General features: G+C 69.0%; 27 protein-coding genes and 1 tRNA gene. 19 read left to right on the forward strand and 9 right to left on the reverse strand.

Features of this window, described 5'->3' with window-relative positions:
- The first annotated feature begins 11 nt into the window (after positions 1–11).
- Together O7610_RS02895 and O7610_RS02900 are read left to right on the forward strand one after the other, a co-directional pair.
- Positions 12–533, forward strand: a complete 522-nt coding sequence (locus O7610_RS02895; protein ID WP_281554203.1) for a VOC family protein — start codon at positions 12–14, stop codon at positions 531–533.
- Positions 534–641: 108 nt separating this feature from the next.
- Positions 642–1,607: a hypothetical protein gene (locus tag O7610_RS02900; RefSeq protein WP_281554204.1), complete on the forward strand. Its 966-nt coding sequence runs from the start codon at positions 642–644 to the stop codon at positions 1,605–1,607.
- Here O7610_RS02900 and O7610_RS02905 read toward each other — a convergent pair.
- From O7610_RS02905 to O7610_RS02925, 5 genes are all read right to left on the reverse strand, one after another.
- Positions 1,558–2,109, reverse strand: coding sequence for a potassium channel family protein (locus O7610_RS02905; protein WP_289212574.1), 552 nt, complete (start codon positions 2,107–2,109; stop codon positions 1,558–1,560). The genes O7610_RS02900 and O7610_RS02905 overlap by 50 nt on opposite strands.
- Before the next feature lie 84 nt (positions 2,110–2,193).
- Positions 2,194–2,373 carry a DUF4236 domain-containing protein gene (locus O7610_RS02910; protein ID WP_281554206.1) on the reverse strand — a complete coding sequence of 60 codons (180 nt, stop codon included), beginning with the start codon at positions 2,371–2,373 and terminating at the stop codon, positions 2,194–2,196.
- 89 nt (positions 2,374–2,462) lie between these two features.
- A complete protein-coding gene (locus tag O7610_RS02915) occupies positions 2,463–2,918 on the reverse strand; it encodes an RrF2 family transcriptional regulator (protein WP_123600883.1) in 456 nt (151 codons plus the stop codon).
- A complete protein-coding gene (locus O7610_RS02920) occupies positions 2,873–3,859 on the reverse strand; it encodes a helix-turn-helix transcriptional regulator (protein ID WP_281554207.1) in 987 nt (328 codons plus the stop codon). The genes O7610_RS02915 and O7610_RS02920 overlap by 46 nt, the downstream gene beginning before the upstream one ends.
- 190 nt (positions 3,860–4,049) lie before the next feature.
- Positions 4,050–4,481, reverse strand: a complete 432-nt coding sequence (locus O7610_RS02925) for an SsgA family sporulation/cell division regulator (protein ID WP_281554208.1) — start codon at positions 4,479–4,481, stop codon at positions 4,050–4,052.
- Between the two features lie 384 nt (positions 4,482–4,865).
- Between O7610_RS02925 and O7610_RS02930 the strand changes: the two genes are divergently transcribed.
- From O7610_RS02930 to O7610_RS02940, 3 genes are all read left to right on the forward strand, one after another.
- Positions 4,866–5,351: a TIGR02611 family protein gene (locus tag O7610_RS02930; RefSeq protein ID WP_475048460.1), complete on the forward strand. Its 486-nt coding sequence runs from the start codon at positions 4,866–4,868 to the stop codon at positions 5,349–5,351.
- Positions 5,352–5,411: 60 nt separating this feature from the next.
- Positions 5,412–5,486: transfer RNA gene (locus O7610_RS02935), tRNA-Val, on the forward strand.
- Between the two features lie 363 nt (positions 5,487–5,849).
- A complete protein-coding gene (locus O7610_RS02940; RefSeq protein ID WP_348650089.1) occupies positions 5,850–6,704 on the forward strand; it encodes a fumarylacetoacetate hydrolase family protein in 855 nt (284 codons plus the stop codon).
- A 147-nt stretch (positions 6,705–6,851) separates the two neighbouring features.
- Here the strand turns inward: O7610_RS02940 and O7610_RS02945 are convergent, their stop codons facing one another.
- The 3 genes from O7610_RS02945 to O7610_RS02955 form a co-directional block, all read right to left on the reverse strand.
- The gene (locus O7610_RS02945) at positions 6,852–7,970 is read right to left on the reverse strand and encodes a polysaccharide lyase family 7 protein (RefSeq protein ID WP_289212575.1); all 1,119 of its coding nucleotides are present in this window, start codon (positions 7,968–7,970) and stop codon (positions 6,852–6,854) included.
- A gap of 142 nt (positions 7,971–8,112) precedes the next feature.
- Complete coding sequence (locus O7610_RS02950) at positions 8,113–8,865, reverse strand: IclR family transcriptional regulator (RefSeq protein WP_281554210.1); 753 nt, start codon at positions 8,863–8,865, stop codon at positions 8,113–8,115.
- A 10-nt stretch (positions 8,866–8,875) separates the two neighbouring features.
- Positions 8,876–9,937 carry a LacI family DNA-binding transcriptional regulator gene (locus O7610_RS02955; protein WP_281554211.1) on the reverse strand — a complete coding sequence of 354 codons (1,062 nt, stop codon included), beginning with the start codon at positions 9,935–9,937 and terminating at the stop codon, positions 8,876–8,878.
- A 255-nt stretch (positions 9,938–10,192) separates the two neighbouring features.
- On the opposite strand from O7610_RS02955, the gene O7610_RS02960 reads away from it, so the two are divergent.
- From O7610_RS02960 to O7610_RS03000, 9 genes are read left to right on the forward strand one after another with little or no spacing between them, the layout of a single operon-like run.
- The gene (locus O7610_RS02960; protein WP_281554212.1) at positions 10,193–11,479 is read left to right on the forward strand and encodes an ABC transporter substrate-binding protein; all 1,287 of its coding nucleotides are present in this window, start codon (positions 10,193–10,195) and stop codon (positions 11,477–11,479) included.
- Positions 11,480–11,501: 22 nt separating this feature from the next.
- Positions 11,502–12,431, forward strand: a complete 930-nt coding sequence (locus O7610_RS02965) for a carbohydrate ABC transporter permease (RefSeq protein ID WP_281554213.1) — start codon at positions 11,502–11,504, stop codon at positions 12,429–12,431.
- Entirely contained in the window at positions 12,421–13,284 is an 864-nt protein-coding gene (locus O7610_RS02970; protein ID WP_281554214.1) for a carbohydrate ABC transporter permease, read from the forward strand. The genes O7610_RS02965 and O7610_RS02970 overlap by 11 nt, the downstream gene beginning before the upstream one ends.
- Before the next feature lie 12 nt (positions 13,285–13,296).
- Positions 13,297–14,064: an SDR family NAD(P)-dependent oxidoreductase gene (locus O7610_RS02975; protein WP_281554215.1), complete on the forward strand. Its 768-nt coding sequence runs from the start codon at positions 13,297–13,299 to the stop codon at positions 14,062–14,064.
- The gene (locus O7610_RS02980; RefSeq protein WP_289212576.1) at positions 14,061–15,635 is read left to right on the forward strand and encodes a heparinase II/III domain-containing protein; all 1,575 of its coding nucleotides are present in this window, start codon (positions 14,061–14,063) and stop codon (positions 15,633–15,635) included. The genes O7610_RS02975 and O7610_RS02980 overlap by 4 nt, the downstream gene beginning before the upstream one ends.
- The gene (locus O7610_RS02985) at positions 15,635–17,686 is read left to right on the forward strand and encodes a DUF4962 domain-containing protein (RefSeq protein ID WP_289212577.1); all 2,052 of its coding nucleotides are present in this window, start codon (positions 15,635–15,637) and stop codon (positions 17,684–17,686) included. The genes O7610_RS02980 and O7610_RS02985 overlap by 1 nt, the downstream gene beginning before the upstream one ends.
- Positions 17,674–18,435, forward strand: a complete 762-nt coding sequence (locus O7610_RS02990) for a hypothetical protein (RefSeq protein ID WP_289212578.1) — start codon at positions 17,674–17,676, stop codon at positions 18,433–18,435. Before O7610_RS02985 ends, O7610_RS02990 begins: the two co-directional genes overlap by 13 nt.
- Positions 18,432–19,562, forward strand: a complete 1,131-nt coding sequence (locus tag O7610_RS02995; protein WP_289212579.1) for a sugar kinase — start codon at positions 18,432–18,434, stop codon at positions 19,560–19,562. The genes O7610_RS02990 and O7610_RS02995 overlap by 4 nt, the downstream gene beginning before the upstream one ends.
- 44 nt (positions 19,563–19,606) lie before the next feature.
- Complete coding sequence (locus O7610_RS03000) at positions 19,607–20,830, forward strand: MFS transporter (protein WP_289212580.1); 1,224 nt, start codon at positions 19,607–19,609, stop codon at positions 20,828–20,830.
- An 83-nt stretch (positions 20,831–20,913) separates the two neighbouring features.
- On the opposite strand, the gene O7610_RS03005 is transcribed toward O7610_RS03000, so the two are convergent.
- Positions 20,914–21,285 (reverse strand): DUF805 domain-containing protein, encoded by a 372-nt coding sequence (locus O7610_RS03005; protein ID WP_281554221.1) that lies wholly within the window; start codon positions 21,283–21,285, stop codon positions 20,914–20,916.
- A gap of 536 nt (positions 21,286–21,821) precedes the next feature.
- Between O7610_RS03005 and O7610_RS03010 the strand changes: the two genes are divergently transcribed.
- From O7610_RS03010 to O7610_RS03030, 5 genes are all read left to right on the forward strand, one after another.
- Complete coding sequence (locus O7610_RS03010) at positions 21,822–22,085, forward strand: hypothetical protein (protein WP_289212581.1); 264 nt, start codon at positions 21,822–21,824, stop codon at positions 22,083–22,085.
- Between the two features lie 22 nt (positions 22,086–22,107).
- The gene (locus O7610_RS03015; RefSeq protein ID WP_281554224.1) at positions 22,108–22,341 is read left to right on the forward strand and encodes a hypothetical protein; all 234 of its coding nucleotides are present in this window, start codon (positions 22,108–22,110) and stop codon (positions 22,339–22,341) included.
- A 59-nt stretch (positions 22,342–22,400) separates the two neighbouring features.
- Positions 22,401–23,612, forward strand: coding sequence for a helix-turn-helix domain-containing protein (locus O7610_RS03020; protein ID WP_289212582.1), 1,212 nt, complete (start codon positions 22,401–22,403; stop codon positions 23,610–23,612).
- 138 nt (positions 23,613–23,750) lie between these two features.
- Complete coding sequence (locus O7610_RS03025; RefSeq protein WP_281554226.1) at positions 23,751–24,938, forward strand: helix-turn-helix domain-containing protein; 1,188 nt, start codon at positions 23,751–23,753, stop codon at positions 24,936–24,938.
- A 184-nt stretch (positions 24,939–25,122) separates the two neighbouring features.
- On the forward strand, positions 25,123–25,293 hold the full coding sequence (locus tag O7610_RS03030) for a hypothetical protein (RefSeq protein WP_281554227.1): 171 nt from the start codon (positions 25,123–25,125) through the stop codon (positions 25,291–25,293).
- Positions 25,294–25,336 lie beyond the last annotated feature (43 nt).

Below are 25,336 nucleotides of genomic sequence, written 5' to 3' on the forward strand. Positions count from 1 at the left end.
GCCTTCACGACATGGGAATCCACCGTCTCAACCACGCCGTGCTGTACATCTCGAACCTCGACCGGAGCCTGGCGTTCTACCGGGACGTGCTCGGGTTCTCCGTCGTGCCGATGACCCCCGACGGCTTCTCCGGCGTGGTCTTCCTGCAGGCCCCCGGCTCCACCAACGACCACGATCTCGGCCTGTTCGAGATCGGTGGCCACGCCGCGCGGTCCGGCGCGGGTCGCGGCATGGTCGGCCTCTACCACCTGGCCTGGGAGGTGGACACGCTCGACGAACTCGAGGCGCTCGCCACCCGGCTCGCCGCCGCCGGCGCCCTGGTCGGCACCTCCGACCACGGGACCACCAAGAGCTTGTACGGCCGGGATCCGGACGGGCTGGAGTTCGAGGTCGTCTGGTTGGTCCCCGCCGACCGCCTCGACGAGCAGGCGATTGCCGCCCGCAAGCGGATCCGGCCGCTCGACCTGGCCCGGGAGAAGCAGCGGTACGGCGCCCGGACCCGCGGTGGCGTCGGCGTCTCGGTGCCGGGCTGACCGCGTAGCGAGCCGGAGCCGGCCCGCTGACTCCGGCTCCGACCGGCGACGGCGGCTCGGCCGGCCCCGCCCGCGCGGGCCGCGACCCGGGCCGGTAGAACGGACGCCATGACAGTCGAGCCGGCGGGGCGGGTCCCGCACGACCTGTTGCTCCGCCACCTGAGCACCTGGGTTCCCGCCGCGCTGCGCCAGGCCCGTCGCGCCACCTTCGTTCAGGCGTACCAGGGCCCGCCGGGCACCACCGCGGACGCTGCGCTGCGCGCCGTCGCCGACCACCCGGAACTGGTCACCGGCCGGCACCTGACGGTCGTCACCGTCACGTCCTCCGGTGCCCAGCCGGACCCGACCGGGCTGCCGGCGGCGGTGACGGCCCATCTGCTGCCCGGCGGTCCGGAGCTGCTCCCGGTGGCCGTGACCGCCGCTGCGGCCGCCAACGCGCCGCTGTTGTGCCACCTCGACCTGGCCGGTGGCCCGTTGCCCGGACCCGTCGTGTGGCGCGCGTCGACGGCCGGCCGCCCGGCCGAGCTGCTGGTGGTCGGAGCGGCTTCACCAGCTGAACTGCGCCGGGTGCTGACCGCAGCCGGCTTTCCGCTGGTCAGCGTCGTCGAGCTGGTGCCGGCCGGGGTGGCCGGGCAGGTCGACGGCGGCACGTCGTACCCGGTCGCCTTCGCCACCGGGTCCGGCAAACGCATCGAGGCGTTCAAGGAGGCGCTCTGGGAGGTCGGTCCGGCGGGGTGGGGGCTGCGTGCCGCCGACGATCCGCAGGCGACGGCCGTCGCCCGGCAGGAGCCGGACGCGGCCGTCGCCGGGCAGGAGCCGGACCACTGGCTCGCCTCGCTGCGCGACCGGCTGTACGCCCACCTCGTCGAGTGCGGCTCCCGGACCGTCGCCGAGCTGCGCAGCTTCACGGTGACCGGGACGGTCCACCGGGCCTCCGACGCCAACCGGGCGCTGGCCGGTCTGCTCGCCGCCGACCAGGTGCGGCGCTGGCCGGCGGACGGACGGTTGGCCGGCGACGTAAAGATCACCCCGACCGCCCCGGCTGCTGGCGGGCGTACTCCGTCCACCGCCTGACCAGCAGCGACGCGCCGGTGGCGAGCACTCCGACGCTGAACACCATCTGGACGCAGACCGCCGCGCGGGCGAGTTGGCCTTTGGCGTGTACGTCGCCGTACCCGATGGTGGTGAGCGTGCCGATCGCGAAGTAGAGCGCGTCGGTCTTCGTCGTCATGTCGATGAACTGAGCCGGGTCGCTGAACGAGATGACCAGGTCGGCCAGCGCGAACACGACCACTCCGCCGACCAGCGCGATCGCCAGCCGGGTGAGGCGTACGTCGGACGGATCGGCGGTGATCTGGTCGCGGATCTGCTGTAGCACCAGCGCGGCCACCAGTGTCACGCCGACGACGGTGATCACGGCGCGGACCGCGAGATGCATCCCCGTCACCCCCGGCTCCACCGGGACCAGGTAGTAGAGCAGGACCATCAGCAGGCAGATGGCGGTGGTACGCCGTACCTCGGCCCGGCGGGGATTCCGAGTACGGGACAGGGCATCATCTCCAGCTATATCGGACATAATATTATTATTCCTGCAGATCGAAGGCTCGGCGGGCGATCCCGCCGAGCCTTCGATTATTGTCCTGCGCCTGCGCCTGCGCGCTCAGCTACGCGACTTGTCCTGCCTCCATGAGAACGGGCCGGGCAGGTCGTACCGGTGCGCCTTGGCCCGCGAGTTCCACGACCATCGGCCGATCCGGATGGTCCAGGACGAGAACCCGTTCTCGGTGAAGTTCAACTGGAGCGGGCCGAACCGCTTCCGCTTGCGGAACATGACGCCCATCGCTCGCGCTCCCTCCGTCGACCGTCAGCAGGTGGGCTGCTCAGTTCCCCGTCGCGTCGATCGGCAAACCCGACCGTCCACATGCCTGGTTAGCGGGACTCCCAGGCGTCCGGCTTCAGCGTCAGCTTGCGGACGTGCGCCGGCATCCGGCCGGTGAGTACCTCGGCGAGGCTGACCTCGTCGACCACCTCGCGCAACGCGGCGCGTACCGCGATCCAGAGCCGGGGCAGGTTCTCCGCAGCACCGGCGTACCGGGTCTCCTCCGGACGTAGCCCGCGCACCCCGGCCAGCGGTCCGTCCACCGCCCGCAGGATCATGCCGATGGTGACGTCCCCGGGCGGTTGGCTCAGCGTGTAGCCACCCTCCGCGCCGCGCTGTGCCCGGACCACCCCGCCCCGGCGCAGGTCGGCCAGCACCGCCTCGAGGAATTTGCGCGGCATGTCCTGCTCGGCGGCGATCGCCTGGGTGGACATCAGCGTCGGGTACGCGGCAGCGAGGATCAGCGCTGCTCGTACCGCGTAGTCGCCGCGCGCGGAGATCTGCACGCCACCATCATGCCGGTTGCCGCGACCCGGTCGGTCACCGGTGGGCGTTCCAGCAGGTCGGCGCGGAAGCTCCCCGGACTGCACCCCACCTCGCGCTGAAAGAAACGGCCGAAGTTCGTCGGCTCGGGGAAGCCCAGCCGCGCACCGACCTGGGCCACCGGCAGGTTGGTCGCCGCGAGTAACCGCTTGGCCTGCAGCGCCACCCGGTCGTCGATCACCTGTTTGGCGGTCCGCCCGGTCACGGTCAGGCTGGCCCGGGTGAGGGTGCGGACCGCGCAGGACAGCCGTTCGGCGTACTCCTCGACCCGTCGGCTACGCGCGTGGTCCCGCTCCACCTCGGCCCGGAACCGCCGGAAGGTGTCCCACCTCGATGAACCCGCCCCGGTGGCTTCGTCCGCCCATGCGGGATAGTCACCGGGGCGATCATCTGTGGTCGGGGTATCGAGCGCTGGCGGGGAGTCGTACGGCAGCAGGGCGACCCGCAGCAGCAGGACCCGCAGTTCATGGCGGAGGAGTTCGTCAACGAGCGCCGTCCGCCGGGGCCGCTGGCTGTCCACGACGAGTTGGCTGACCTCGTTGATGATGGCGTCGGCGTCCTCACCGGTGAGCTGCCAGTGGGCGCGGGAGGTGGGCCGGTCCGGCATGCCTGGTGCCGCGGTCCATCGCACCAGGATCGCGTCCAGACCGTGCTGTCCGCCGGCCCGAACCACCTGCCCGGCGTGGGCCCACAGCAGGGTGCCGGGTCGGCATGGGTGGGCGACAAAGTCGATCTCGTGGCTGCCGTGACCGGCGGTGACCAGTAGCAGTTCGTCGTGGGGGAGCAACCGTGGTCGGGGTGGCACGTCGGCAGTCAGACTGTTACCGAGAGTAGTTGCGCTGATCGCTGGCCTCAGGGGATCCGGGTCGGACATCCGGCGGGCGAGCTGATCGGGCTGAACCATCGGTTTCGACGGTAACCGCAGCGCGCCGCAACCGCATCCCGACCACCGGCGGATCGTCGCGTCGTCCCAGCGGAGGCGCCGGGGTGCGCCGGTGGCCGCACCAGCGGCGGGAGTACGGCGCATCGCCGTACTCCCGTCACGCGAAACAGCCGCAGTCCCCGCCGGGTCGGGCGGAGTCGGGCCGTTCCGATCAGCGCCCGGCCAGCAGCCGGTTCACCGCGGTGTCCACGTCCAGGTGGTCGGACTCGTGGCCGCGGGGCACCACCACGTAGGTGCGGCGCAGAAAGCGGACCAGCACGCTGCGCGGCACCTCGAACAGCGCGTTGCCATCCGGGGAGCTCAGCGCGAGCGCCACGAAGTCGCCCCGGGGAGTCGTCCAGGGCCAGACCCGGACATCACCGATCCCGGCCGGTTCGTCGAGACCGGTCACCAGAAGCTCTCGGGCGAACGACCAGCTGACCGCTTCACCGCCGGCCGACTCCGCGTGGAAGAGTACGTGGACCGCGTACGGATCACTCGGTTCGTAACGCAGGCTGGCTCGTACCGGCAGCGCGGTAGCGTCAGGCGCGATGAGCCGTAGTGACGTCTCGACCTCGACGGTCGTTGGTCGGATGACACTCATGGACGTTCTCCCCCCGGCACCGCTGCGGGACGCCCGCCCCGCTTTCCCCATACTCCGGCCTTGCATTTGACTACGCTCCGTCTATCGCTGATCTCACCCAGTAGAGGGAAGCGGTTCCGGGATGCACCAAAAATGTCCATCTTGGGTGTCTTGTCCGGTTCTGCTTGGGTACTGGGACGTGCCCGGCGTCGGGTGGTTCAGACGTCGACTCACTCCGGTAACGTCCAGTGGTGCCCTGTGGTGACGGGGCGGGCGACAATGAGGGGCAAAATGGCCATAAAACCCTCCTCCGCCAAGCGGATGACCGAGAATTCAACACCGGGTCATGCGTCGTACGACCCGGCGGATGAGACTGTCGGACACGCCGAGTCGGGGGGAGACCAGGTGGGCAGTGACCCGATCGGACGTCCGAGTGGGCGCGGCGCTCCGGTCGCTGTCACCGATCGTCCCGAGCCGGAGGCACCGCGAACGTTGTCCGGGCTGCGCCAACGGATTCGGGTGACCCTCGCCCTGATCCGCTCCAATCCCACTGGCCGGATCGCCTTGAAGGTCGGCGTCGGCCTGCTCGGTGCTCTGATCGTGGTCCTCGGCCTGGTGCTGATCCCGCTACCCGGGCCGGGCTGGCTGATCGTCTTCGGCGGACTGGCGGTCTGGGGCGTGGAGTTCCACTGGGCCAAGCGGCTGCTCGCCTTCGCCCGACGGCACGTCCAGGGATGGACCCGGTGGGTTACCCGGCAGAGCTGGCCGGTGCGGCTGGGCATCGCCGGGGTGGGCCTCGTCTTCGTCGCGGTCGTGGTGATCTTCTCGCTGAAGGTCGGCCTCGGCATCGACGTGATCGCCAGCTTCCTGCGCTACCTCGCCACCACCTGAGCCGACCGCCACCCGGATGTGCGCCCGGGCGGGACGATCGGGTACAGTCATCCACGCTGAGGGCGATTAGCTCAGCGGGAGAGCGCTTCGTTCACACCGAAGAGGTCACTGGTTCGATCCCAGTATCGCCCACCATTTTTTGCACGAGCGGGGCCGGCAGTGGCGGCCTTGTCACGAGGAATCCGCGCACGGGCGGTCCGATCGGTTCGGCGTATGGCGTGCCGATCCCCTGATCCGGCGGTGATCCGCCGCCGGACCGGTGTCCCGGTCCATCCGCACTGATTGACGGGCCGGCGGCACGGTGTCGTACGGGTGGCGACCACCCTGCCCGCCCGGCTGATCAGTCCACAGGCTGCTTCGAGGGTGCGCGTCGACGATTGACAGACCACGCTGGTGTTGGCGAGACTGGACAGTGTATCGATTTACTGCGCACGGCCTGGCTGATTCCGATGGTGCCGTCCCGGTCTGCGGGGACTCGTCCTGCTCCGAAGGGAATTGATGATGAAGCTCATGCGGGTCGGCCCAAAGGGCAGCGAGCGACCGGTACTCCTCGTCGGGGGCCGTCACTTCGATCTGACCAGCGTCACCGCCGACATCGACCAGGCCTTTCTCGGCGGTGACGGCATGAACCGGGTACGCGTTGCCCTGGCCGCCGGGGATCTTTCAGAGGTCGATGTCCGGGGTGCCCGCGTCGGTGCGCCGATCACCAGGCCGGGCACGGTGGCCTGCATCGGGCTGAACTACTCCCGGCATGCTGCGGAGTCCGGCACCGCTCCGCCGGCCGAGCCGGTCGTCTTCCTCAAGGCTTCGAACACCGTGGTCGGGCCCTACGATGACATCGTGATCCCGAAGGGTGCGGTGAAGACCGACTGGGAGGTGGAGTTGGCGGTCGTCATCGGCCGGCGGGCACGTTACCTCGCGTCACCCACCGAGGCGGGCGACGTCATAGCGGGGTACGCCGTGTCCAATGATCTGTCCGAGCGGGACTACCAGATGGGTGATGCCGGCGGCCAGTGGGTCAGGGGCAAGAGTTGCGAGTCGTTCAACCCGCTGGGACCATGGCTGGTCACTGCCGATGAACTTGATGATCCGCAACGCCTCACGCTGCGCAGTTTTGTGAACGACCAGCCTCGTCAGCATTCCACCACACAGGACATGATTTTTGATGTGCGTCACCTGATCTGGTATCTGAGCCAGTATCTGGTGCTTGAGCCAGGTGACGTCGTCAACACCGGTACGCCGGAGGGTGTCGCGTTGTCTGGCCAGTTTCCCTATCTGCGCGTGGGGGATGTGGTGCGGGTCGGCATCGAAGGGCTGGGCGAGCAGCGCCAAGTCTGTCGCGCCGCCGATTGACTCCGCCGTCCGCCGTCGGTGCCGGTTATCGGAGCCGATGCTGGGCGCTTCTGCAAATACGCCCGATCTGACCTGCGGCGCCGGGGTCGGAAGCGACGCGAGGACGCCGCGCCGCCCGGGGTGTGAGCCCCCGGGCGGCGGCCGGCTTCAGGAGTGGGTAACGGTGATATCGAAAGTTCGGGTTTGCCCGTAGTTGTCGCCGCTGCACGGCGAAGAGTTTGAGCAGTTGGCCTGGGTGTAGGCGCCGGCTTTGAAGTAGGCGCCGGAGAAGTTTCTGGCGATGGTGGTCTGCAGGACGCCGTTGTAGTACGCCCTCACCTGCCCGCCACTGACCACGAACTTGGCCTCGAAGCGGGTGCCCAGCTGGTAGTTGCTGGTAACCAGCTTGTGATGGGTGTCATTGTCGTTGGTGACGTAAAGGCTGGTGCCCTCCAATCGGAAGACCGTGACGTCGTCGTCCGAATCGTGGATCTGGGCCACGACCACATGTGGCTTCGTCGATGGAAGCCTGTCGAACGCGGCGTCCACGACCATCGTGTGTGTGCCGGAGGTCGACGACCAGCTCGCGTGGGCGGCTCCGTTGTTCGCCATCTCACGCAGCTCCGACCGAGCGTAGCTGGAGCCGCCTGTGGTCACCCCGTTGACGGGGGAGCGGAACTGGACCGACTGGCACGAGTCCGCAGCGACGAAATAGGGGGAGATCTGAAAGTCGTTCAGGGCGGGTTGCTTGATTTCGGTCGGGCTGTCGGAGGAGCCGGTCGGCAGCGTGATCTTCCAATTGGTCAGGTCGAGTACGTCTGCCGGGACGGTGCAGTCGCCACCGCCCCCGTCGGCGCCGTAGACCTGCATCTCGGTGATGCTGTTCCAACTGTTGGCCGTGTTGCCGTAGCCAACGACGCGTACGTACCGGGCCGACCGGTCGGTGAAGTCGTGGTCCTCGACCTGTAAGGTGCTGCCGCTGCTCTGTCGCTGGGGGACGACAGTGATCCAGGAACTGGCGTCGGTTGAGGTCTGAACGGTGTAGGTGGCCCGGCGTTGGTCGCCTTTGTGCCAGGCGATGCCGACCGATCCGATCTGCTGGTTGGCACCGAGGTCGAGTCGGAGCCAGGAGCCGTCGCCCTGGGCGGACCAGCGAGTGGAGAGGCTTCCGTCAATGGCGTTGGCTGGCACGTTGCCGTCGTGGGAGCTGGCAGTCGCTGCCGTAACGGGCAGGCCGGTCGTGGCGTGCGCGGACAGTGCGGTCAGTGTGGAGCTGGCGACGACCACGGCTACGGGCAGCGCGAGGATTGCGATACGTCTCATTAGGGGTCCTCAGTAGTGAGAGTTCCTATATGTGAACTACGTCGCACTAGTGCCGAGTGACCATAGAAGAAGATGACTGGATGGTCAACGGCGTATTTCGAAGTTGTTAGATCCGACCCGTCAGGCCGGCGGTGGTCGCTGCCCGGATTGCGTCCGCGAGTTCACTGGCATGCGCCTCGGTCAGCTCGCCGTCGGTGACGCAGACGCCGATCGCGTCGTGCGGGCCGAGCTTGGCCGGGGCGGCGACCGCCACGCCGCGGCCGCCGTTCGGGCCGGCCGGCACCTGGTCGACAGCATGTCCACGCTCGACCACCCGCCGGAGCTCTTCGCGGAGCGCTGCGAGAGCGTCGGGAGGCAGGGTTGGTGAGGCGGACAGCATCCGTGCCAGTGACTCGTCGTCGTCGGCCACTCGGGCCAGTACGACGCGGCCGATCGCCGTGGCGTACGCCGGGGCCGGCCAGCCCGTCCGAAGCATCGGTGCCACGTCGACCTCTTCCCGCGTCAGCAGGGCGACCATGTGGCCACCGACCAGCCGGCCCAGTTGCACGGTGGTCTTGAGCCGGCGGTGCAACAGGTCCACGACCGGGGTGAGCCGGCGGACCGCGCGGTCGGTACGCAGGTAAGCTGCACCGGTCCGCAGTGCTTGGACGCCCAGCCCGTAGCGGGATCCTGCGGTGTCAGTCTCAACCCAGCCGCGCTGCACGAGGGTGTGGAGCAGTCCGTGCATGCTGCTCTTGGGGATACCCAGGGCGCGGGCGAGTTCCACGAGGGTGCGCCGGTCCGCGGTGGCGGCGAGTAGCTCCAGCAGCTCGACGGTGCGGTCTGCCGATTTGACCCGGGGGACGCCGCCTGTCGTCATCGTGGTACCCCTACTTCCTCACTTCCGGTACCGGGCCCGTCGAGGTGCGGACCACCAGCTCTGGGCGGAGCAGCAGCGACTGGCTCGGGCCGGATTCGGTGTTGTCGATCCGGTCCCGCAGGTGCCGGAACGCGGCTGCCGCCATCTCCGCGACCGGCTGACGTACGGTCGTCAGTGGTGGTGCGGCGAGGTCGGCGAGCACGATGTCGTCGAAGCCGACGACTGAGATGTCCTGGCCTACCCGGAGCCCGGCGTCCCGGATGCCGGCGCTGATTCCGAGGGCGCACATGTCGTTGATGGCGACGATGGCGGTGGGGCGGTCCGAGGTCCGCAGCAGCGCGTTCGCGGCGGTGCGACCGAGCCCGGCGGCGTCGAGATCTCCGTAGGGCTCCTGCTCTGCGCCACCGGACCAGACGATCGTTTCGGCCGGGTCCAGGCCGGCCTGCTCGAGTGCGTCGGTGAAACCCCGGAACCGTTCCCGGCGGTTCACGCTGCGCAGCGACCCCGAGACGAAGGCGATGCGTCGGTGGCCGAGCTGTAGCAGGTGGGCGGTGGCCAGGTGGGCGCCCACCACGTTGTCGACGCTGATGTTGACCAAGGTCCCCGGGTCACCGGCCTGAGCGGTGCGGTCGAACGCGACCAGGCTGAGCCCGGTCTCGACGAGTGGCAGTACGTGATCCAGCGAGGGCAGCGAGGAGCAGAGGACGACGCCCCGGATGCCGTCGGCCCAGAGCTCCTCGAGGTAGCGCCGTTCCCGGTCGGGTTCCCGTTCGCTGTTGCAGAGCAGGACGTGGTAGCCGTCGCTCAACGCGGCCCGTTCGAGGTAGCGGGCGAAGCTGCCCCAGAACGGATTGGCGACCGACGGTACGACGAGCCCGATCACCTGGATCCGGCCGGTGCGCAGTTGCCGGGCCGCCCGGTTTGGCCGGTAGCCGAGCCGGTCGATCGCGGCGGCCACCCGGATGCGGGTCTGGGGGAGCATGCGGCCGGGGCGTCCGTTGAGGAAGTTCGACACGGTGCTGGGCGAGACGCCCGCCTCGCGGGCTACCTGGTAGATCGTCACACCGCTCACGTCGCGTGCTCCCCCTTGTTGGCGATCTGAACCAGCCGAGTGTAGAGGTTTACCAGCTCGTGACCGCCCCTGGGCCTACCAGTAAAGCCGGTGTTTCGGTGCCGTGTCTAGCCATTGACATGTCTGTACCTCGCTCCTAGCCTTGCTGCAACGATCCACCAGTAAATCGATGCAAAGTCCTTCCTGCCACGAGCTAGATCGTGGTGTCGCAGCTACCCAGAAGCGGCGGAGCGCGCCGCGGGAGAGAAGGCCAGGATGACCAGAACCCGGGGGAGTCGGACCCGTGCGGTGACGATGGTGCTCGTCGCCGCGCTGCTCGCCACCGCGTGTGGCGGACCGGCGGGCACAACGGAGGGCGACGACCAGGCCAGCGGCACGATCCGGCTGTTGACGCCGATCTTTGAGGGCGCCGACGGCAAGACCGTGCTGGAGGAGCAGCTCGACGCGTTCAAGGAGGAGTACCCGGACATCACCGTCGAGGTCGACTACACCTCGTACGGCAAGCTGAACGAGAAGCTCACCACGTCGATCGCAGGCGGTCGGCCGTACGACGTGATGCTCATGGGGGTCGGTTGGATCCCGCCGTTCGCAGCCAAGGGCGCCCTGGCCGAGTTGGACGAGAACCAGCAGGAGCTCGCCGAGCGGTACAACGAGCGGGTCGTCGAGCCTGGCATCTACCAGGGCAAGGTGTACGGCCTGCCGATCATGTTGGACACCCGGTTCGGTCTGTACCGCAAGGACATCTTCGCCGAGGCGGGCATCGCCGCCCCGCCGAGCAACTTCGCCGAGCTGCGGGAGATCGGGCGCCAGCTGACCGTGCGAGACGCACGCGGCAAGCTTACCCGCGCCGGCGTGGACATCCTCTCCAACGATCTGCGCCAGACGTTCCTCCCGCTGATGTGGGCCAACGGCGGCGAGCTGTGGACCTCGGATGGGCAACCGGCCTTCAACAGCCCGGAGGCGGTCGGGGCGTTGCAACTGATGGCCGACATCATCCTCACCGACAAGAGCGAGGACTTCGGTTTCACTCAGCCCGGTGCCACCGGCCTGCCGCTGGCCCAGGGGCGGGCGGCGATGATGGTGGGGCACAACAACCACCTGCTGGCGATCGAGGAACAGGCACCGGAGCTGATCGAGGAAGACAAGATCGGCTTCTTCATGATCAGCAACGAGCGTCCCGCGATGTTCCAGGGTGGGACGCTGGCAACGGTCTCGGCCAAGTCGCAGCGTCCGGCGGCGGCCAAGGCGCTGGTCAGCTTCCTCACCGACGAACAGGCGTCGCTCGCCGCGAACGAGCAGCGGGGTAACGTGCCGGCCCTCAACAGCCTGTCCGACTCCGATTACGTACAGCGCAACCCGGCCGCGCAGTTCGCCATGGCGAACCTCGACGCCGCCTACTCCGAAGGCGGTGTGCCGGCCTGGTTGGAGATCCGGGGCGACTTCAAAGCGGCCATCGAGTCCGTCCTGCTGGGCCAGAAGGACCCGCAGCAGGCACTCGACGAGCTGGTGGCCAAGGCCCAGGCAGCGATCGCCAAGGGCTGACATGACCAGCACCCTCGAGACCGTGAGCGTGGCGTCCGCGAGTCGGGCGCCACGCCCGCCCCGCCGTCGCCGAAGGCTGGGTGCCGAACGTCGCCGCGCGGCGTACCTGATGCTGGCCCCGTCGGTCATCCACCTGATCTGGTGGATCGGCCTACCCGTGGTGGCCACGTTCGGCCTGGCCTTCACCGACTACGACATCATCGCCGGCACCGTCGAGTGGGCCGGCCTGGACAACTTCCGTCAGATCTTCGCCGACGACATCTGGAACCTGTCGATCTGGCACACCGTCGTCTTCACCTTCTTCACCGTTCCGGTGGCGATGGCGATCGCGGTGGTCATCGCGGTGCTGCTCAACCAGCGGATCAAGGCGCTGGCCTGGTACCGCGCGGCGTTCTTCATGCCGCACATCACCGCCACCGTCGCGATCGCACTGGTCTGGATGTGGATGTTCGAGCCCAACCTGGGACTGTTCAATCTGCTGCTGGGCTGGATCGGGGTCAACGGGCCGGCCTGGCTGTCGGACCCCGACTGGGCGATGCCGGCGGTCATCCTCGTCAGCATCTGGAAAGGCATCGGCCTGAAGATGCTCATCTACCTGGCAGCGCTGCAGAACATTCCGCACGACCTGTACGAGGCGGCGAATCTCGACGGTGCCTCCGGCCCCCGCAAGTTCTTCGCGATCACCCTGCCGTTGCTGAAACCCGCCACGTTCTTCGTCTTCATCGTCTCCATGATCGACGCGTTCCAGGTCTTCGACCAGGTGTACGTGCTGACTCCAGACGGCGGCCCGGCGAACTCGACGACCGTCATGACGTACGAGATCTACCGGACGGCGTTCGGCGAGTTCGACATCTCGGCGGCCTGTGCGCAGAGCGTGGTGCTCTTCGCCTTCCTGCTCGTCCTGACGGTGATCGGGCGCCGACTGACCGGGAAGGACGGCGATGAAGCGTAAGTTCGACGCCCGCTGGGTGCTGCACCTACTGCTTGGCCTCGGCGGACTCATCATGGTCGTTCCGTTCGTCTGGATGATCCTGACGTCGCTCAAGAGCCGCGCCGACATCGCCGCCTACCCGCCACAACTGCTGCCGACCGAATGGGTGTGGAGCAACTACCAGGCAGCACTGGACTACGCCCCGTTCGGGACGTACTTCCGCAACAGCCTGCTGATCGCCATCGGGCACACGGTGATCAACCTGATGCTGGCAACGATGGCTGGCTACGCGCTGGCCCGGGTTTCGTTCCGGGGTCGGACCGTGCTGTTCATGGCCATCCTCGCGATGATGATGATCCCGACCTACACGAAGATCGTCCCGCAGTATCTGATCGCCAAGGGGATGCCGTTCTTCGGCGGCAACGACCACCTCGGCCGGGGCGGCTACGGCTGGCTCGACTCGTGGTGGGTCCTGATCGTTCCGGGCGCGCTCACCCCGTTCGCGATCTTTCTGTTCCGGCAGTTCTACCTCTCTCTGCCCCGTGAGCTGGAGGAGGCCGCCCGAATAGATGGTATGGGGGAGTTCGGGATCTTCGCCCGGGTGATGACCCCGTTGGTGAAACCAGCCGTCGCGACGGTCGCCCTGGTTACCTTCGAGAACAGCTGGAACAACTTCCTCTGGCCGCTGCTGGTCACCACCCGCGACGACCTGCGGGTGATCCAGGTCGGTCTGGCGGCCTTTCAACAGGCCGAGCGGACCGAATGGTCCTACCTGATGGCCGGATCGACGCTGGCCACCGTACCGATGATCGTGCTGTTCCTGTTCGCCCAGCGGTACTTCGTGCAGGGCTTTGCCACCGCCGGAATCAAGTAAAGGGGTATCTCGATGAATATCGATCTAGCTGGGCGTCGGGCCCTGGTCACGGGTGCCGGCCACGGTATCGGAGCCGCTATCGCCGTAGCACTCGCCCGGGCCGGTGCGGACGTGGCCGTCCACCACGGACACTCCGCCGGTCCGGCCGCCGAAGTGGCCTCGGCCATCGAGACGCTGGGTCGCAAGACTGTCGTCCGGCAGGCCGACCTCACCCGGACCAGCGAGGTGGCCGATCTTGTCGGGGAGGCCACCAGCTTTCTCGGCGGTCTGGAGATCCTGGTCTGCAACGCGGGTGGAATGGTCGGCCGCAGCCCGGTGGCGGAGATGACCGACGAGCACTACGCCCAGGTCGTTGATCTCAACCTGGGTGCCACCTTCCGAACGGTGCGGGCCGCGATCCCGCACCTGCGGGCCGCCGGTACGGCGGGGCGGGTGATCACCATGTCGTCGTTGGCTGCGCACAACGGTGGCGGTGCCGGATCAGCGGTCTACGCGGCGGCGAAGGCGGGGGTGCGGGGCCTGACCAAGGGGCTCGCCAAGGAGTTGGCGACGACCGGGACCACGGTGAACGCGGTCGCCCCGGGATTCATCGGCGGCACCGCCTTCCACGAGACGTTCACCCCGGCACAGACTCAGGAAACGATCATCGCCGGGGTGCCGCTCGGTCGTGGCGGCCGGTCCGAGGACGTCGCCGGCGCAGTCGTGTGGCTCGCCTCCGAGTCGGCCTCCTACGTCACCGGGGCGACGATCGACATCGACGGTGGAGCCTGGTTCCGGTGACCGTGCCGACGCCGACCCTGCGTCCGCCGGTACTCCCGCCCGAGCGGGGCGGTTGGTGGCACGCGTACGTCTGCCCCGCGCACGGCGTGGAACTCGATCACGACCGGCTGCTCGACGGTGAGTTCCCGGATGCCGGCGCGCGGTGCCGCCACGGCTGCCGGATCGACGATCCGTCGGTGCGGGGTGGTTGGACCGTCCTGGCGCATCAGGCGAGTGCCCGGCGCATCCGGTTGCTCGCCCGGTCACCCCGGGACGACGACCGCCGCACGGCTGTCGACCTGCTGACCGCGTACGCCCGCCAGTACGCGGCACTCGGCGCGGCACCGCACGACGGAGCCGCCGGCTGGATGCTGCGTGGTCGGCTGTTCCATCAGGCGCTGACCGAGGCGATCTGGGCGGTGACCATCGGCCAGGCCGCCGCAGCGCTGCGGGCGGGCGGTGAACCACTGCCCATGGAGGTGAACGAGTTGCTCCAAGCCCTCGTCGAGGCGGCCGGGCAGGCCCGCCAAACGCTGGTCGACGCCGGCAAGTTCGAGTCCAACTACACCGCGTGGCTGATTGCCGCCGGCGCGGTCTGCTCGGGCCGCCCCGACTGGCTGACCGGTCGGCACGGGCTGTGTGACCACGTCTCGACGGCGATTCGTCCGGACGGGTGGGAGTGGGAGGCAGCCACCTACTACCACGGCTTCGTCCTGCGGGCGTACCTGTTGACGCTGCAGTCACTGCCGCAGACTCCGGTGCCACCGCAGACGCAGAGCCGACTCGCCGCCATGGCCACGGTGCTCGAGACCCTGGCCACCGACGGAGGTCTGCTACCAGCCCTGCACGACGGCCCGTACGACCGGCCACCGGCCCGGTACGAGCTGGACGAACTCCGGGAACTGCTGCCCCTGCTGGACCGGGGGCCGACGGAGCCGCAGCCGGTGACGATCTTTCCCGACGGGGGCTATGTGGTGCTGCGTGGATCGGGGCTGCACGCTGTCGCCGACTTCGGCCCGCACGGTGGCCCGCACGGGCACCGCGACAAGCTGGCCCTGTACCTGTACGGTGCCGACACTCCCTGGCAGCCCGACCCGGGTCAGGTGCCGTACGGCCACCGTGGCTGGCGGCACCACTACGCCTCGACCGCCGCCCATCCCACCTTCGCAGTCGACGGGCTCGAGCAGGCGGAGTGCACCGGGCATCTGATCGGGTACGACAGCAGCTCGGTCGCCATCGGCTGTGACACCGCGTATCCCGGGGTGACCGCCCGGCGCCACCTGACCCTGCGCGGCGGTGTGCTGGTCGACGAGCTGCGGGTGGAGACCGACCGGCCCCGCCGGATCAGCGCGCAGCTCAGACCGGATGTCGACCTGGCAATTCGGGCTACCGCCGACCGCACCCTGGAAACGGTCTGGCCCGGCCGGCAGACCCTGCGCGGCCGGCACACCGTCTCGGTCGACGCCGATGTCGTCTGCCGCCCCGGACCCGGACCGGCGGACGACCCGCAGCGTGTCCGCCGCTGGGTCGACTGGACCGCGAACGACGCGACCACGGTGACGTTCCGATCGATCTACCGGATGGAGAGCTGATGCAACCCCTGCTCATCGGTGACCGCCTCGGGCAACTGCGCGCGGCGCTCACCACCACCCACGCCGCCCAGTGGCGGCGGCTGTACGAGCAATGCGCCTGGTACCGCGGACAGAGTCCGCCCGCCGAGCATCCGACCGCGAGCATCACCTACCTCGGCCCGGCCGCGATGAACCTGGCCCTCGCCTACCGCCTCACCGGCCAGCCCGGCTACCTGCTCGAAGCCCGCCGCTGGATCGGTACCGCCGTGTCCTACCCGCACTGGGGCAAGGCGAAGATGCCCGACCACGACCTCGACGCGGGTTGGCTGCTGCACGGGCTGTCCCTGGCGTACTCCTGGCTGCGCGACGACCTGCCCGACGACGAGGCGGCGGCGCTGCGGGCGAAGCTCGCTCTGCAGGGTGAGCGCCTGTACGCCTTCGCCGTCGAGACCGAAGGCTCCTGGTGGTCGTCGAGCTACTGGCAGAACCACAACTGGATCTGCTACGCCGGTCTGGCCGCCGCCGGATACGTCCTCGACGAACCACGATGGAGCGACCGGGCACGGGAGAACCTCGCGACGGTGCTGGACCTGATGCCGGGCGACGGATCGGACTCCGAGGGTGTCGTCTACTGGCGGTACGGCGTGCCCTGGCTGGCCATCCACGTCGACCTGCTGCAACACGCTGAAGGCATCGACTGGTGGCGGCGCGGCGACTTTCTGAGTCGCACCTTCGAATGGCGGCTGCACCAGTGCGCCCCCGGCTTCGAGGAGAACATCGACCACGGGGACTGCCACGACCGCCGGTCCGGGCACAGCGTCGCGCTCTACTACAAGCTCGCCGCCGCGTACCGCGACGGCCGCGCCCGCTGGCTCGCCGACCACGTCGCCGATCGGCACTTCTGGCGGGAGGCGTACGCCTCCGGCGTCAGACCGGGCGTGATGCCGGAGGCCGGCTACGAACTGCTCTGGTACGACCCGCAGGTGCCGGCCGTGGAACCCGCCGACACGGTGCCGACCTCCGCTCATTTTCCCGACCTCGGACAGGTGACCGCCCGTACCAGCTGGCAGTCGGGCGCGGCCTTCGTCAGCTTCAAGGCGGCCCCCGGCGGGGGACACACCGCATGGGACACCGCCGAGCGGTTCCGCCGGGACAAGGGCTGGCAGACCCTCAACGCCGGTCACCACCACCCCGACGCCGGGGCGTTCGTGTTCGGCGCGCACGGCGAGTTCCTCGCCGTCGACGACGGGTACTGCAACCGTAAGCGGGCCGCCTACCACAACCTCGTCCTGGTCGACGGGCAGGGTTGGGCCGGCGAGGACCGCTACCAGGTCTACCAGGACCTGCCCCACGAGCGCCAGGCCCGCCTGCGGGACGTGCTCACCGGGGACGGGCTGGTGCACGCGACGGCCGAGTCTGCCGCGATGTTCGATCCGGCGCTCGGCGTCCGGCGCGTCGACCGGACACTTGTCTTCACCCCGGCCGGCCGGCTGGTCGTGCTCGACCTCCTCGCCGCCGACCAGCCACGCGAGTGGACCTTTCTGCTGCATTCGGACTGGCCGGCCGAGCTCGTCGGCGGCGACATCGTGCTCCGGTCCGGACCGGCGCAGGCGTACGTCCGCCAGGTCGTCCCGGACGCCGCCACCGTCAGTCAGGCGACGACGGAGATCGAGGCCAACCCCACCGGCAGTACGCCGAGTCTGCGGATCGTCCGCACCCTGCACACCGTTCGGGTCCAGGTGGCGCCGGTCGTCCGTACCCGGATCCTCACCAGCGTCGAACCGACCTGCGCGCTGGCCCCGCGCGCGGCCGTCGCCGAGCCGGTGGGCTGTGTCGAAGGAGTCGGGGTGCGGTTCGGGACCGACGGCGAGACGGTGCTGCTGGCGCCGGCCGACCGTCGGATCGACGGCGCCGACGTGCGGGCCGCCGCCGCCGCGGTGATCCTGTTGCCTGGCTCCGCCGACCGCCCGGCACAGGTGGGGGTGGTCGCGGCGACCCACGTGGACGTCGCTGGTCGCGATCTGGTACGCAGCGACGAACCGGTGACCGGGGTGCTGCCGTGGCCGGCCTGAGCGCCGCGCCGTCCGCCACCGGACGGGGGACGGCCCGGCGCCGAAGCGAGGTGGCGGCCGTCCAAGGTGGCTGGGCGGCCACCACGTTGCGGGTGCTGGAGTTCGGCGCCTACCCGGCGCTGGCGGGCTGTGCCCTGCTCCTGTTGAGTCTGGGCGTCGTCACCTGGCTTGCGGCGCTGGCCGCCACGGCACACGCGCTGCAGCAGTGGCGTACGGATGGACGGGCCCGGCCGTTCGTCGGTGCGCTGGCCATGTTCGGGCACTACTGGCGGCGGCTGTGGCGGCACTCGATCCTGCCCACGGTTGCCGCTGCGCTGTTGGCGGCCAACATCGTCTTCCTGGCCACCCGTTCAGGTGCCTACGCCGCAGCCCTGCTGGCCCTGCAGATCGGGCTGATCCTGGCACTGGTGCCGTACCACCTGGCACTGGCCGTCACCGCCGCCGGTGACCCCGACGGGGAAGCCGGACGCTGGGGACGTGCCGCGCTGCTGTTCGCCTTCGCCGCTCCCCGACGTGGGTTGGCCCTGCTCGCGGCTGCTGTCGCGGTGCCGCTCGTCACCGCGCCGCTCGCCTTCGGGCCGTTGCTGCTCGGTGCCACTCTGCCGCTGCTACTCGGCCTGCGGCTCGCGGACAGCACACGACGACGAGGCACCGTCACGGCGTGGGTCGGTACGACCGGCGACCGGTCCGATGCGGCTGTCGCGCGGGCGACGGAGCGTAACGGCAGACCCAGGGAGCGGGTTCGATGACCCTGACGATCCGTCCCGCCGCCGAGTGTCAGTTCGATCTGGTCTCTCTCGGTGAGGTGATGCTTCGTCTCGATCCCGGTGCGGGCCGGGTGACCGCACGCACCTTCGCCGTCTCGGAGGGCGGTGGCGAGTACAACGTCGCACGTGGGCTACGCCGGGCCTTCGGCCTGCGGACTGCCGTCGTCACTGCTCTGGCCGACAACGAGATCGGCCGGCTCGTCGAGGACCTGGTACGTCAAGGGGGAGTGGACACCTCGTTGATCCGGTGGGTGCCCTACGACGGAGTCGGCCGTACCGTCCGTAACGGGCTCAACTTCACCGAACGTGGCGAGGGTGTGCGCGCCGCGGTTGGCACCTCGGACCGCGGCCACACTGCGGTCAGTCAACTCGGCTCCGACCAGATCGACTGGGACCACCTGTTCGGCACCCTCGGGGTCCGTTGGCTGCACACCGGTGGCATTTACGCGGGCCTGTCCGGTGCCGCCGCTGAGACCGCATCCACCGCCACCGCCGCCGCCCGCCGGCACGGCACAGTTGTCTCGTACGACCTGAACTACCGGTCGAGCCTGTGGCGCGACATCGGCGGCCAGGACCGGGCCCGACTCGTCAACCACCGCATCGCCCGGACGGTCGACGTGCTGATCGGCAACGATGAACACTTCCGTACCGTTCTCGGCGCCGGCCGATCGGACTCCGGCGTGGACCATTGCGAAGGCCGGTGGGAGGTGCCCGGCGACCGGGTCCGTCCCGACCTGGGCGATGTCCAGACGTCGCTGGAGCAGGTAGCCCGGAGCTACCCCGATCTGTCGATCGTGGCGGCGACGTTGCGCACCGTGCGGTCCGCCTCGGTCAACGACTGGGGGGCCGTCGCCTGGTCCGCTGACGCCGGCCCCGTCGCAGCCCGGTACCGACCGGGTCTGGAGCTTCTGGACCGGGTCGGCGGCGGCGACGGCTTCGCCGCTGGCCTTGTCTACGGCCTGCTGCGGCTCGGCGACCTGCGCATCGGTGTCGAGCTCGGTGCGGCGTACGGCGCGTTGGCGATGACCACGCCGGGGGACGCATCGATGGCCGCTCTGGCGGAGGTCGAGGCATTGGCCGCCGGATCCAACGCCCGGGCACTCCGCTGAGTACCACCCGTCGTACGAGTGTCGTCCCAGGGCGAGGGCAGCCGGTGTCCTCCTCGGGGGACGCGCCGGCCGGCCGCCGGCGCATGCGGTGGTCGTCCGGCCTGCGGATCATGGTCGCCGACACGTTCCTCATGGGGCTCGGCTTCTACGCCCTGGTCCCGCTGCTGGCGTACCACCTCCTGAACGACCTGGGGCTCAGCATCGCGCTCACCGGGTTGCTCGCCGGGGTACGGTCGGCCAGTCAGCAGGGCATGATGCTCTGGTCGGGGATGCTGGCCGACCGGTTCGGTCACCGTCGGGCGATCTGCGTGGGTGTGCTGCTGCGTGCCGCCGGCTTCGCCGCGTTCGGTGTCGTGGACGCCGTACCCGGACTTGCGGTCGCCTCGGTCCTGGCCGGCCTGGGCGGATCCCTCTTTCACCCGGCCAGCTATGCCCTGTACGCCGAGCTGACACCGGCGCCGTTGCGTACCCGTGCCTACGCCGTGCGGGAGATGGCCAGTAACGCGTCCTTCGTCCTCGGGCCCGCACTCGGTGGCCTCCTCGCGGCCACCAACTTCCCGGCACTGTGCATCGTCGCGTCCAGCCTGTTTCTGCTCGCCGGTGCGATCACCTGGATCGGACTGCGACCCGACCCTCCTACCGCCGAAACGTCGGTACGGATGTCCTCCCTGCACCGGTTGCGGACCGTTGCCCGAGATCGCGGGTTTCGACGGTTCGTTGTGGTCAGTGCCTTCGCATGGGCGCTGTTCAGTCAGCTCTACCTCGCCGTGCCGGTGCGGGTCGGGCAGGTTCTGCCGGGAGCGACGTCGCTGGGCCTGGTCTACACCGTCGCGGCGGTCGTCATGGTCGTGGCGACCGTCCCGTCGACCCGCCTTGCCGAGCGGTATCTGACGACGGGCCGGACGCTCGCCGTGGCCACGGTCATGCTCTCTGCCGGTCTGTTGCTGCTGGGTGTGCTGCCGGGACCGGCTGGAGTGGTCACCGGTGTCGTCGTCTTCACGCTCGGGCAGGTCCTGCTGCTACCGACGGTCAACGGCACCGTTTCGCGGCTGGCCCCGCCGGGCGCGGTCGCGTCGTACTTCGGTGCGAACGGACTGGTGCTCTCCCTCGGTGGACTGATCGGCAACCTGGGCGGCGGGTGGCTGCTCGACCTCGGCGACGACACCGTGAACTGGCTACCGTGGACGGTGTTCGGCGGCTGGGGCGCGGCGGCTGCGGTCGCTTACCTGTTGGTGCTCCGACCGTCGACACCAGTCAGGAGCGATTGAGCGTCGATGCGGCGGCCCACCTGGCCGGCCGCACCGGCGCTCCTGCACCCCGACGGTCCGGACCGGGTGCAGCCGTACGCTGACTAGTACTTCGGGCTGGGACCGAAGCGGTTCGGGCCGGGGGTGCCGTCCTGCACGGTGAAGATCAGCATCACGAGGGGGCCGATAAGCGGGATCGGCGAGATCAGCACCCACCAGCCGGATCGTTCGGTGTCGTGCAGGCGGCGGACGGCGACCGCCAGCGAGGGCAGTGCGAGCGCGAGGAGGGCAACCACATAGAGAATGCCGAGGTTGCCTCCGTCCAAACCGGTCCCCAGCAGGAGGTCGAGGATCGACCCCACGATGGCGACGGCGGTCGAGAACAGGACGAACCACCAGTACTCGGCGCGGCGAGCCCGGCCGCTGAACCCTACGTACCGGGTCAGGGCCGAACGGACAGCTTCGGTGAACGACATGACGTTACTCCAGCATTGTGGACATACGAGCAGCGGTGCGGCATCAGGGTACGCGAGCGTCCGCCGCGCTCTGGCGTCTGATCCGTCAAACCCTGTCCGGGATGATCTCCCCGCACATCGAGCCCTCGGTCCCTTCGGTCGCAGCGTCGATCTCGAAGGTGTTCACCTGGATGCTGGGAACACCGCCTCGCCGTCTGCTGGTGCTGATAGCTTGTCCACCTTCTCCGTACTCCGCTGTACCAAACGTTCTTGCACGGCGGGCCGTTTGCTGGTCGACACCGCCCGGGTCGCGTCCGCCGAGGTCGCCCGGTGCGCACCGCCGGCTGCCGGGGTGGCCGCGACGCTCAGGCCGACCCGGTGAGGTTGTTGCACTCCGGGGCAAACCCGAGGTGCTTCCGAGGACGTGATGCCACAGGTGCATCTCGATGCATCTCTGGCATCAAGCTTAGCTGGTACCCCGACCCGGTGAGGTGACACTGCATCCACCGGCTGATGACCGGCAAGAGGAACGACGTCGACCCGGTCGAGGTCGAGCGGTGGATCACCGCCCGCATCGCCAAGCACAAGGGCAACCCGTCTTCGTCGAGCTCGGCAAGCGGCTCGCCGCCCGGCGCGAGAAGTACGCTCACGCGCAGCAGGCCAGTCTTGAATTCCTCAAGAAACTCTTCGCCCTCGCCCGTGACACCGTGGCTGCGGAAAAGGCCGCCGCCGAGGTTCCGCCCGAGGAGCAGGGGAAAGCGGCGCTCACCGAACTCTTCGAATCCCTCAAGGGCGAAGACACCCCCGATCATCGTCGATAACGAGGTCGACGAGGTCGACGAGGTGGTCCGCGCGGTCCGTTTCAGCGGATGGCAGGACACCTACGAGGGTGACCGTCTGGTCCAACAGGCACTGCGGAAGACCCTCTACATCAAGTTCAGGATCCGCGACAACGCCGTCTTCACCCGCGCACTCGACTACATCCGCGAGTACTATCAAGGCACGCCTTCAATAGAAGACTTGGTAACTACTCGTCTTGTCGTAGCTGGGGTTATCTGGCGCGGCGACAACCAGTAGCGTGGCAGGAGGTGCGATCCGGGGTGTGATCGCGTTTCCGTGCGACGAGGAGGTTCGGGATGGACCCCATGCCTGGGTTGACCTTCGGGCAGCGTCTGAAGGTCTACCGTGAACGATCCGGCAAGACCCGGGCCGTGCTTGGTGGCCTCGTCGGTCGCAGCGCCGAGTGGGTCAAGGCAGTGGAATCCGATCGAATCCTGCCGCCGCGCGTACACATGCTGGACCGCATCGCCCGCGTGCTGAAGGTGGATGTATCCGTGCTGGTCGGTGAGCTGGGCGGCCGCTCGGCCGTGGTGAACGGACCAGAGCATCCCGCACTGGCGTCGGTCCGTGACGCCGTGAATCGCACGGCACTGTTCAATGACGTCGCGCCACCGCCGCTGAACGAGATCCGCGAACGCCTCGCGGCGGCGTGGCGAGCACGCCATCAGGCGGCTGATCACCGTACGGTGCTGGGTGCACTGCTGCCCGAGCTGTTGCGGGATTTACAGCGTGCGGCGCTGACGTACCAGGGCGACGAGCGACGGCAGGCGCAGGCGCTGCTGTCGCAGGTGCTGGGGCTGGCGCAGATGTTCCTGGCTTACCAGCCGGCGGCGGAACTCCTGTGGCGCGTCGCGGACCGTGCGATGGTCGCGGCTCAGGAGTCGGGGGATACCGAAGCATTGGCGTGCGCCGGTTGGTTTCTATGTCAGGTGCACCGGGATGCAGGAGACTGGGACACCGCTATGGCAGTGACGCTGGATGTCGTTTCGACATTGAAACCCCAGATGGCCGAGTCGAGCGCGAACTTGCTCGCGTTGTGGGGAGCGCTGAACTTCGAGGCCGCCTACACCGCCGCCCGTGCCGGCGAGGAGGGCCGTGCCTGGCGGTACTGGGACCGCGCCGACCAGGTTGCTCAGCGACTTCCACAAGGCTTCTACCAGCAGCAGACGTCGTTTTCCCGGATCATCATGGGCGTGCATGCGGTGACGGTGGCCGTGGAGCTGCAGAAGTCCGGCGAGGCGGTGCGGCAGTCACGACGAATCGATCCTGCGGCAATCCCGTCGCGGCCCCGTCGAGCCCGACATCTGATCGAGGTAGCCCGTGGCCATCACGGCAAGGGCCACACCGAGGCGGCTGTGGCAACTCTGCGGCAGGCGTACGAGTCGGCGCCGGAGACGATTCGCTTCAACGGCTACGCCCGGCAGATCACCCTCGACCTGCTCGACGGGCCACGGGCGATGCGGGATGAGGCCCGTGACCTTGCGCTGAAGGTTGGCTTGCTCGCGTAGCTCGCCGTGAGCGCCGGCAATCACGACGAGCGGTGTTGACTGCGGCGACGCGGTACCAGGTACCGTCTGGCATGGCGGCGCGCCGGGAGGTAGAGGCCCCGACCGCGCCGCCGCCCAGCCTCTACCTGGGGAGACATCATGGATACGTTCGGATCACGGCTGCGGACATTTCGCGAACGCAGCGGTAAGACCCGGGCCGTGCTCGGCGGCCTCGTCGGCCGTAGTGCCGAGTGGGTCAAGGCCCTCGAATCCGGTCGGTTGCTTACCCCCCGGCTGCCGATGCTGCTGCGGCTCGCGGAAGTCCTGGACATCGACGACCTGTCCGTGCTGACGGGAGATCAGTCTCTTCCTGTAGCCTCAGTCACCCGTGCCGGCCACCCCGCCATCGACAGCATTGCTGCGGCAATGCACCGAACCACCCTTCCGGTCGGTGATCCGTTGGCGGCCGCTGCCCTTCGTGCTCGGGTGGACCAGGCGTGGATCGCCTGGCATCACGCCAGTGCTGAGCGGACTGCGGTTGCCGCGCTGCTGCCCAGGCTCCTTGTCGATGCCCGGCTCGCGGCACGTCTTCTCGACGGCGCCGATCGTCGACAGGCTGCGACCGAACTGGCTCGGGTCTACCATCTGGTGCAGTTGTACGCGGCGCACCAGCCACAGCCACAGCTGGTCTGGTTGGCGGCCGACCGGGCGATGCTGGCTGCCCAGGATGCGGACGACCCTGGCGCGATAGCTGCTGCCGCCTGGTATTACGCCCACGTGTATCGCTCCGATGGGCAGCCCGACGCCGCCGAGCAGGTGCTCGTGGACGCTCTCGATCTGTTGGACGGCAGCGGTGGTGACGATCAACTAGCCAGGTGGGGACAGTTGCAGCTGGGCTTGGCCCTGGGCCATGCGCGAGCCGGCCGGGCAGGGCAGGCCTGGCGCTACTGGGATTCGGCGGATTCCGTCGCACGTCGGCTGGGTACCGGGTACGTGCACCCGTGGTTGATGTTCGGTTCGGTGGTCGTCGACGCTTTCGGGGTGACTATCGGAATCGACCTTGCACGCCCGGGCGAGGCGGTGCGCCGGGCGACGGGGGTCGATTACTCGGCTTTACCGTCACGGACCCGGCGGTCCGGTGGACTGATCGACGCCGCTCGGGCGCATCTGATGCGACGGGACGAGGTAGCGGTGGTGCATCTTCTGGGCCGGGCCCTGCGCGAGTCGGTAGAAACTGTCCGCCACCAGCCGCACGCCCGGGGCATGGCCATGGAATTGGTAGGGCGAACCGGCGTGGTGGGCGAGGACGCCCGGGAACTCGCGCTGGCGATGGGAATCGATTGGTAGTTGTACCTGGGGTACAGATTGTCCCTCTTGGATGACCGGCCTGCTCATAGCGTGGTGTGTGGGCCCGACGCCGTACCCGCGATCGCCCTTTTCGCGCGTCGGGCCCGCCTAGCGGCGGCGGCCCAGGGCCGACACGGAGAGCCACCCCGGGTCGCCGCCCTCCACACGCCATGAGGGGGACATCGTGCTCGGAAAATGGTTTCAGCGGCCGGACGTCGTGATCGACGTGGTCTACCCGGTGCCGGGTCGTCGCCGGTACGCCGACCGGTGCGCGCCGCCGGACCGGCGGCCCGCCACCCGTACCGATCGGGCGGAGCGCCGTGGCGGTAACGCCGGCCGGCACTACCTGCCGTGACCGGGCCGGAGCCTTCCCGACCGCCGGAGCCGCTGCGGCCGCC

It is taken from the genome of Solwaraspora sp. WMMA2065 (assembly GCF_030345075.1).
In the GTDB taxonomy this organism is placed as follows: domain Bacteria; phylum Actinomycetota; class Actinomycetes; order Mycobacteriales; family Micromonosporaceae; genus Micromonospora_E.

Excerpts from the sequence above, each read along its gene's own strand:
- O7610_RS02900 (WP_281554204.1), top strand. The coding sequence starts at position 642 with ATGACAGTCGAGCCGGCGGGGCGGGTCCCGCACGACCTGTTGCTCCGC.
- O7610_RS02940 (WP_348650089.1), top strand. The coding sequence starts at position 5,850 with ATGATGAAGCTCATGCGGGTCGGCCCAAAGGGCAGCGAGCGACCGGTA.
- O7610_RS02960 (WP_281554212.1), top strand. The coding sequence starts at position 10,193 with ATGACCAGAACCCGGGGGAGTCGGACCCGTGCGGTGACGATGGTGCTC.
- O7610_RS02985 (WP_289212577.1), top strand. The coding sequence starts at position 15,635 with ATGCAACCCCTGCTCATCGGTGACCGCCTCGGGCAACTGCGCGCGGCG.
- O7610_RS02950 (WP_281554210.1), bottom strand. The coding sequence starts at position 8,865 with ATGACGACAGGCGGCGTCCCCCGGGTCAAATCGGCAGACCGCACCGTC.
- O7610_RS03020 (WP_289212582.1), top strand. The coding sequence starts at position 22,401 with ATGGACCCCATGCCTGGGTTGACCTTCGGGCAGCGTCTGAAGGTCTAC.
- O7610_RS03005 (WP_281554221.1), bottom strand. The coding sequence starts at position 21,285 with ATGTCGTTCACCGAAGCTGTCCGTTCGGCCCTGACCCGGTACGTAGGG.
- O7610_RS02970 (WP_281554214.1), top strand. The coding sequence starts at position 12,421 with ATGAAGCGTAAGTTCGACGCCCGCTGGGTGCTGCACCTACTGCTTGGC.
- O7610_RS03025 (WP_281554226.1), top strand. The coding sequence starts at position 23,751 with ATGGATACGTTCGGATCACGGCTGCGGACATTTCGCGAACGCAGCGGT.
- O7610_RS02905 (WP_289212574.1), bottom strand. The coding sequence starts at position 2,109 with ATGTCCGATATAGCTGGAGATGATGCCCTGTCCCGTACTCGGAATCCC.
- O7610_RS02995 (WP_289212579.1), top strand. The coding sequence starts at position 18,432 with ATGACCCTGACGATCCGTCCCGCCGCCGAGTGTCAGTTCGATCTGGTC.
- O7610_RS02975 (WP_281554215.1), top strand. The coding sequence starts at position 13,297 with ATGAATATCGATCTAGCTGGGCGTCGGGCCCTGGTCACGGGTGCCGGC.
- O7610_RS02895 (WP_281554203.1), top strand. The coding sequence starts at position 12 with ATGGGAATCCACCGTCTCAACCACGCCGTGCTGTACATCTCGAACCTC.
- O7610_RS02925 (WP_281554208.1), bottom strand. The coding sequence starts at position 4,481 with ATGAGTGTCATCCGACCAACGACCGTCGAGGTCGAGACGTCACTACGG.
- O7610_RS02910 (WP_281554206.1), bottom strand. The coding sequence starts at position 2,373 with ATGGGCGTCATGTTCCGCAAGCGGAAGCGGTTCGGCCCGCTCCAGTTG.
- O7610_RS02920 (WP_281554207.1), bottom strand. The coding sequence starts at position 3,859 with ATGGTTCAGCCCGATCAGCTCGCCCGCCGGATGTCCGACCCGGATCCC.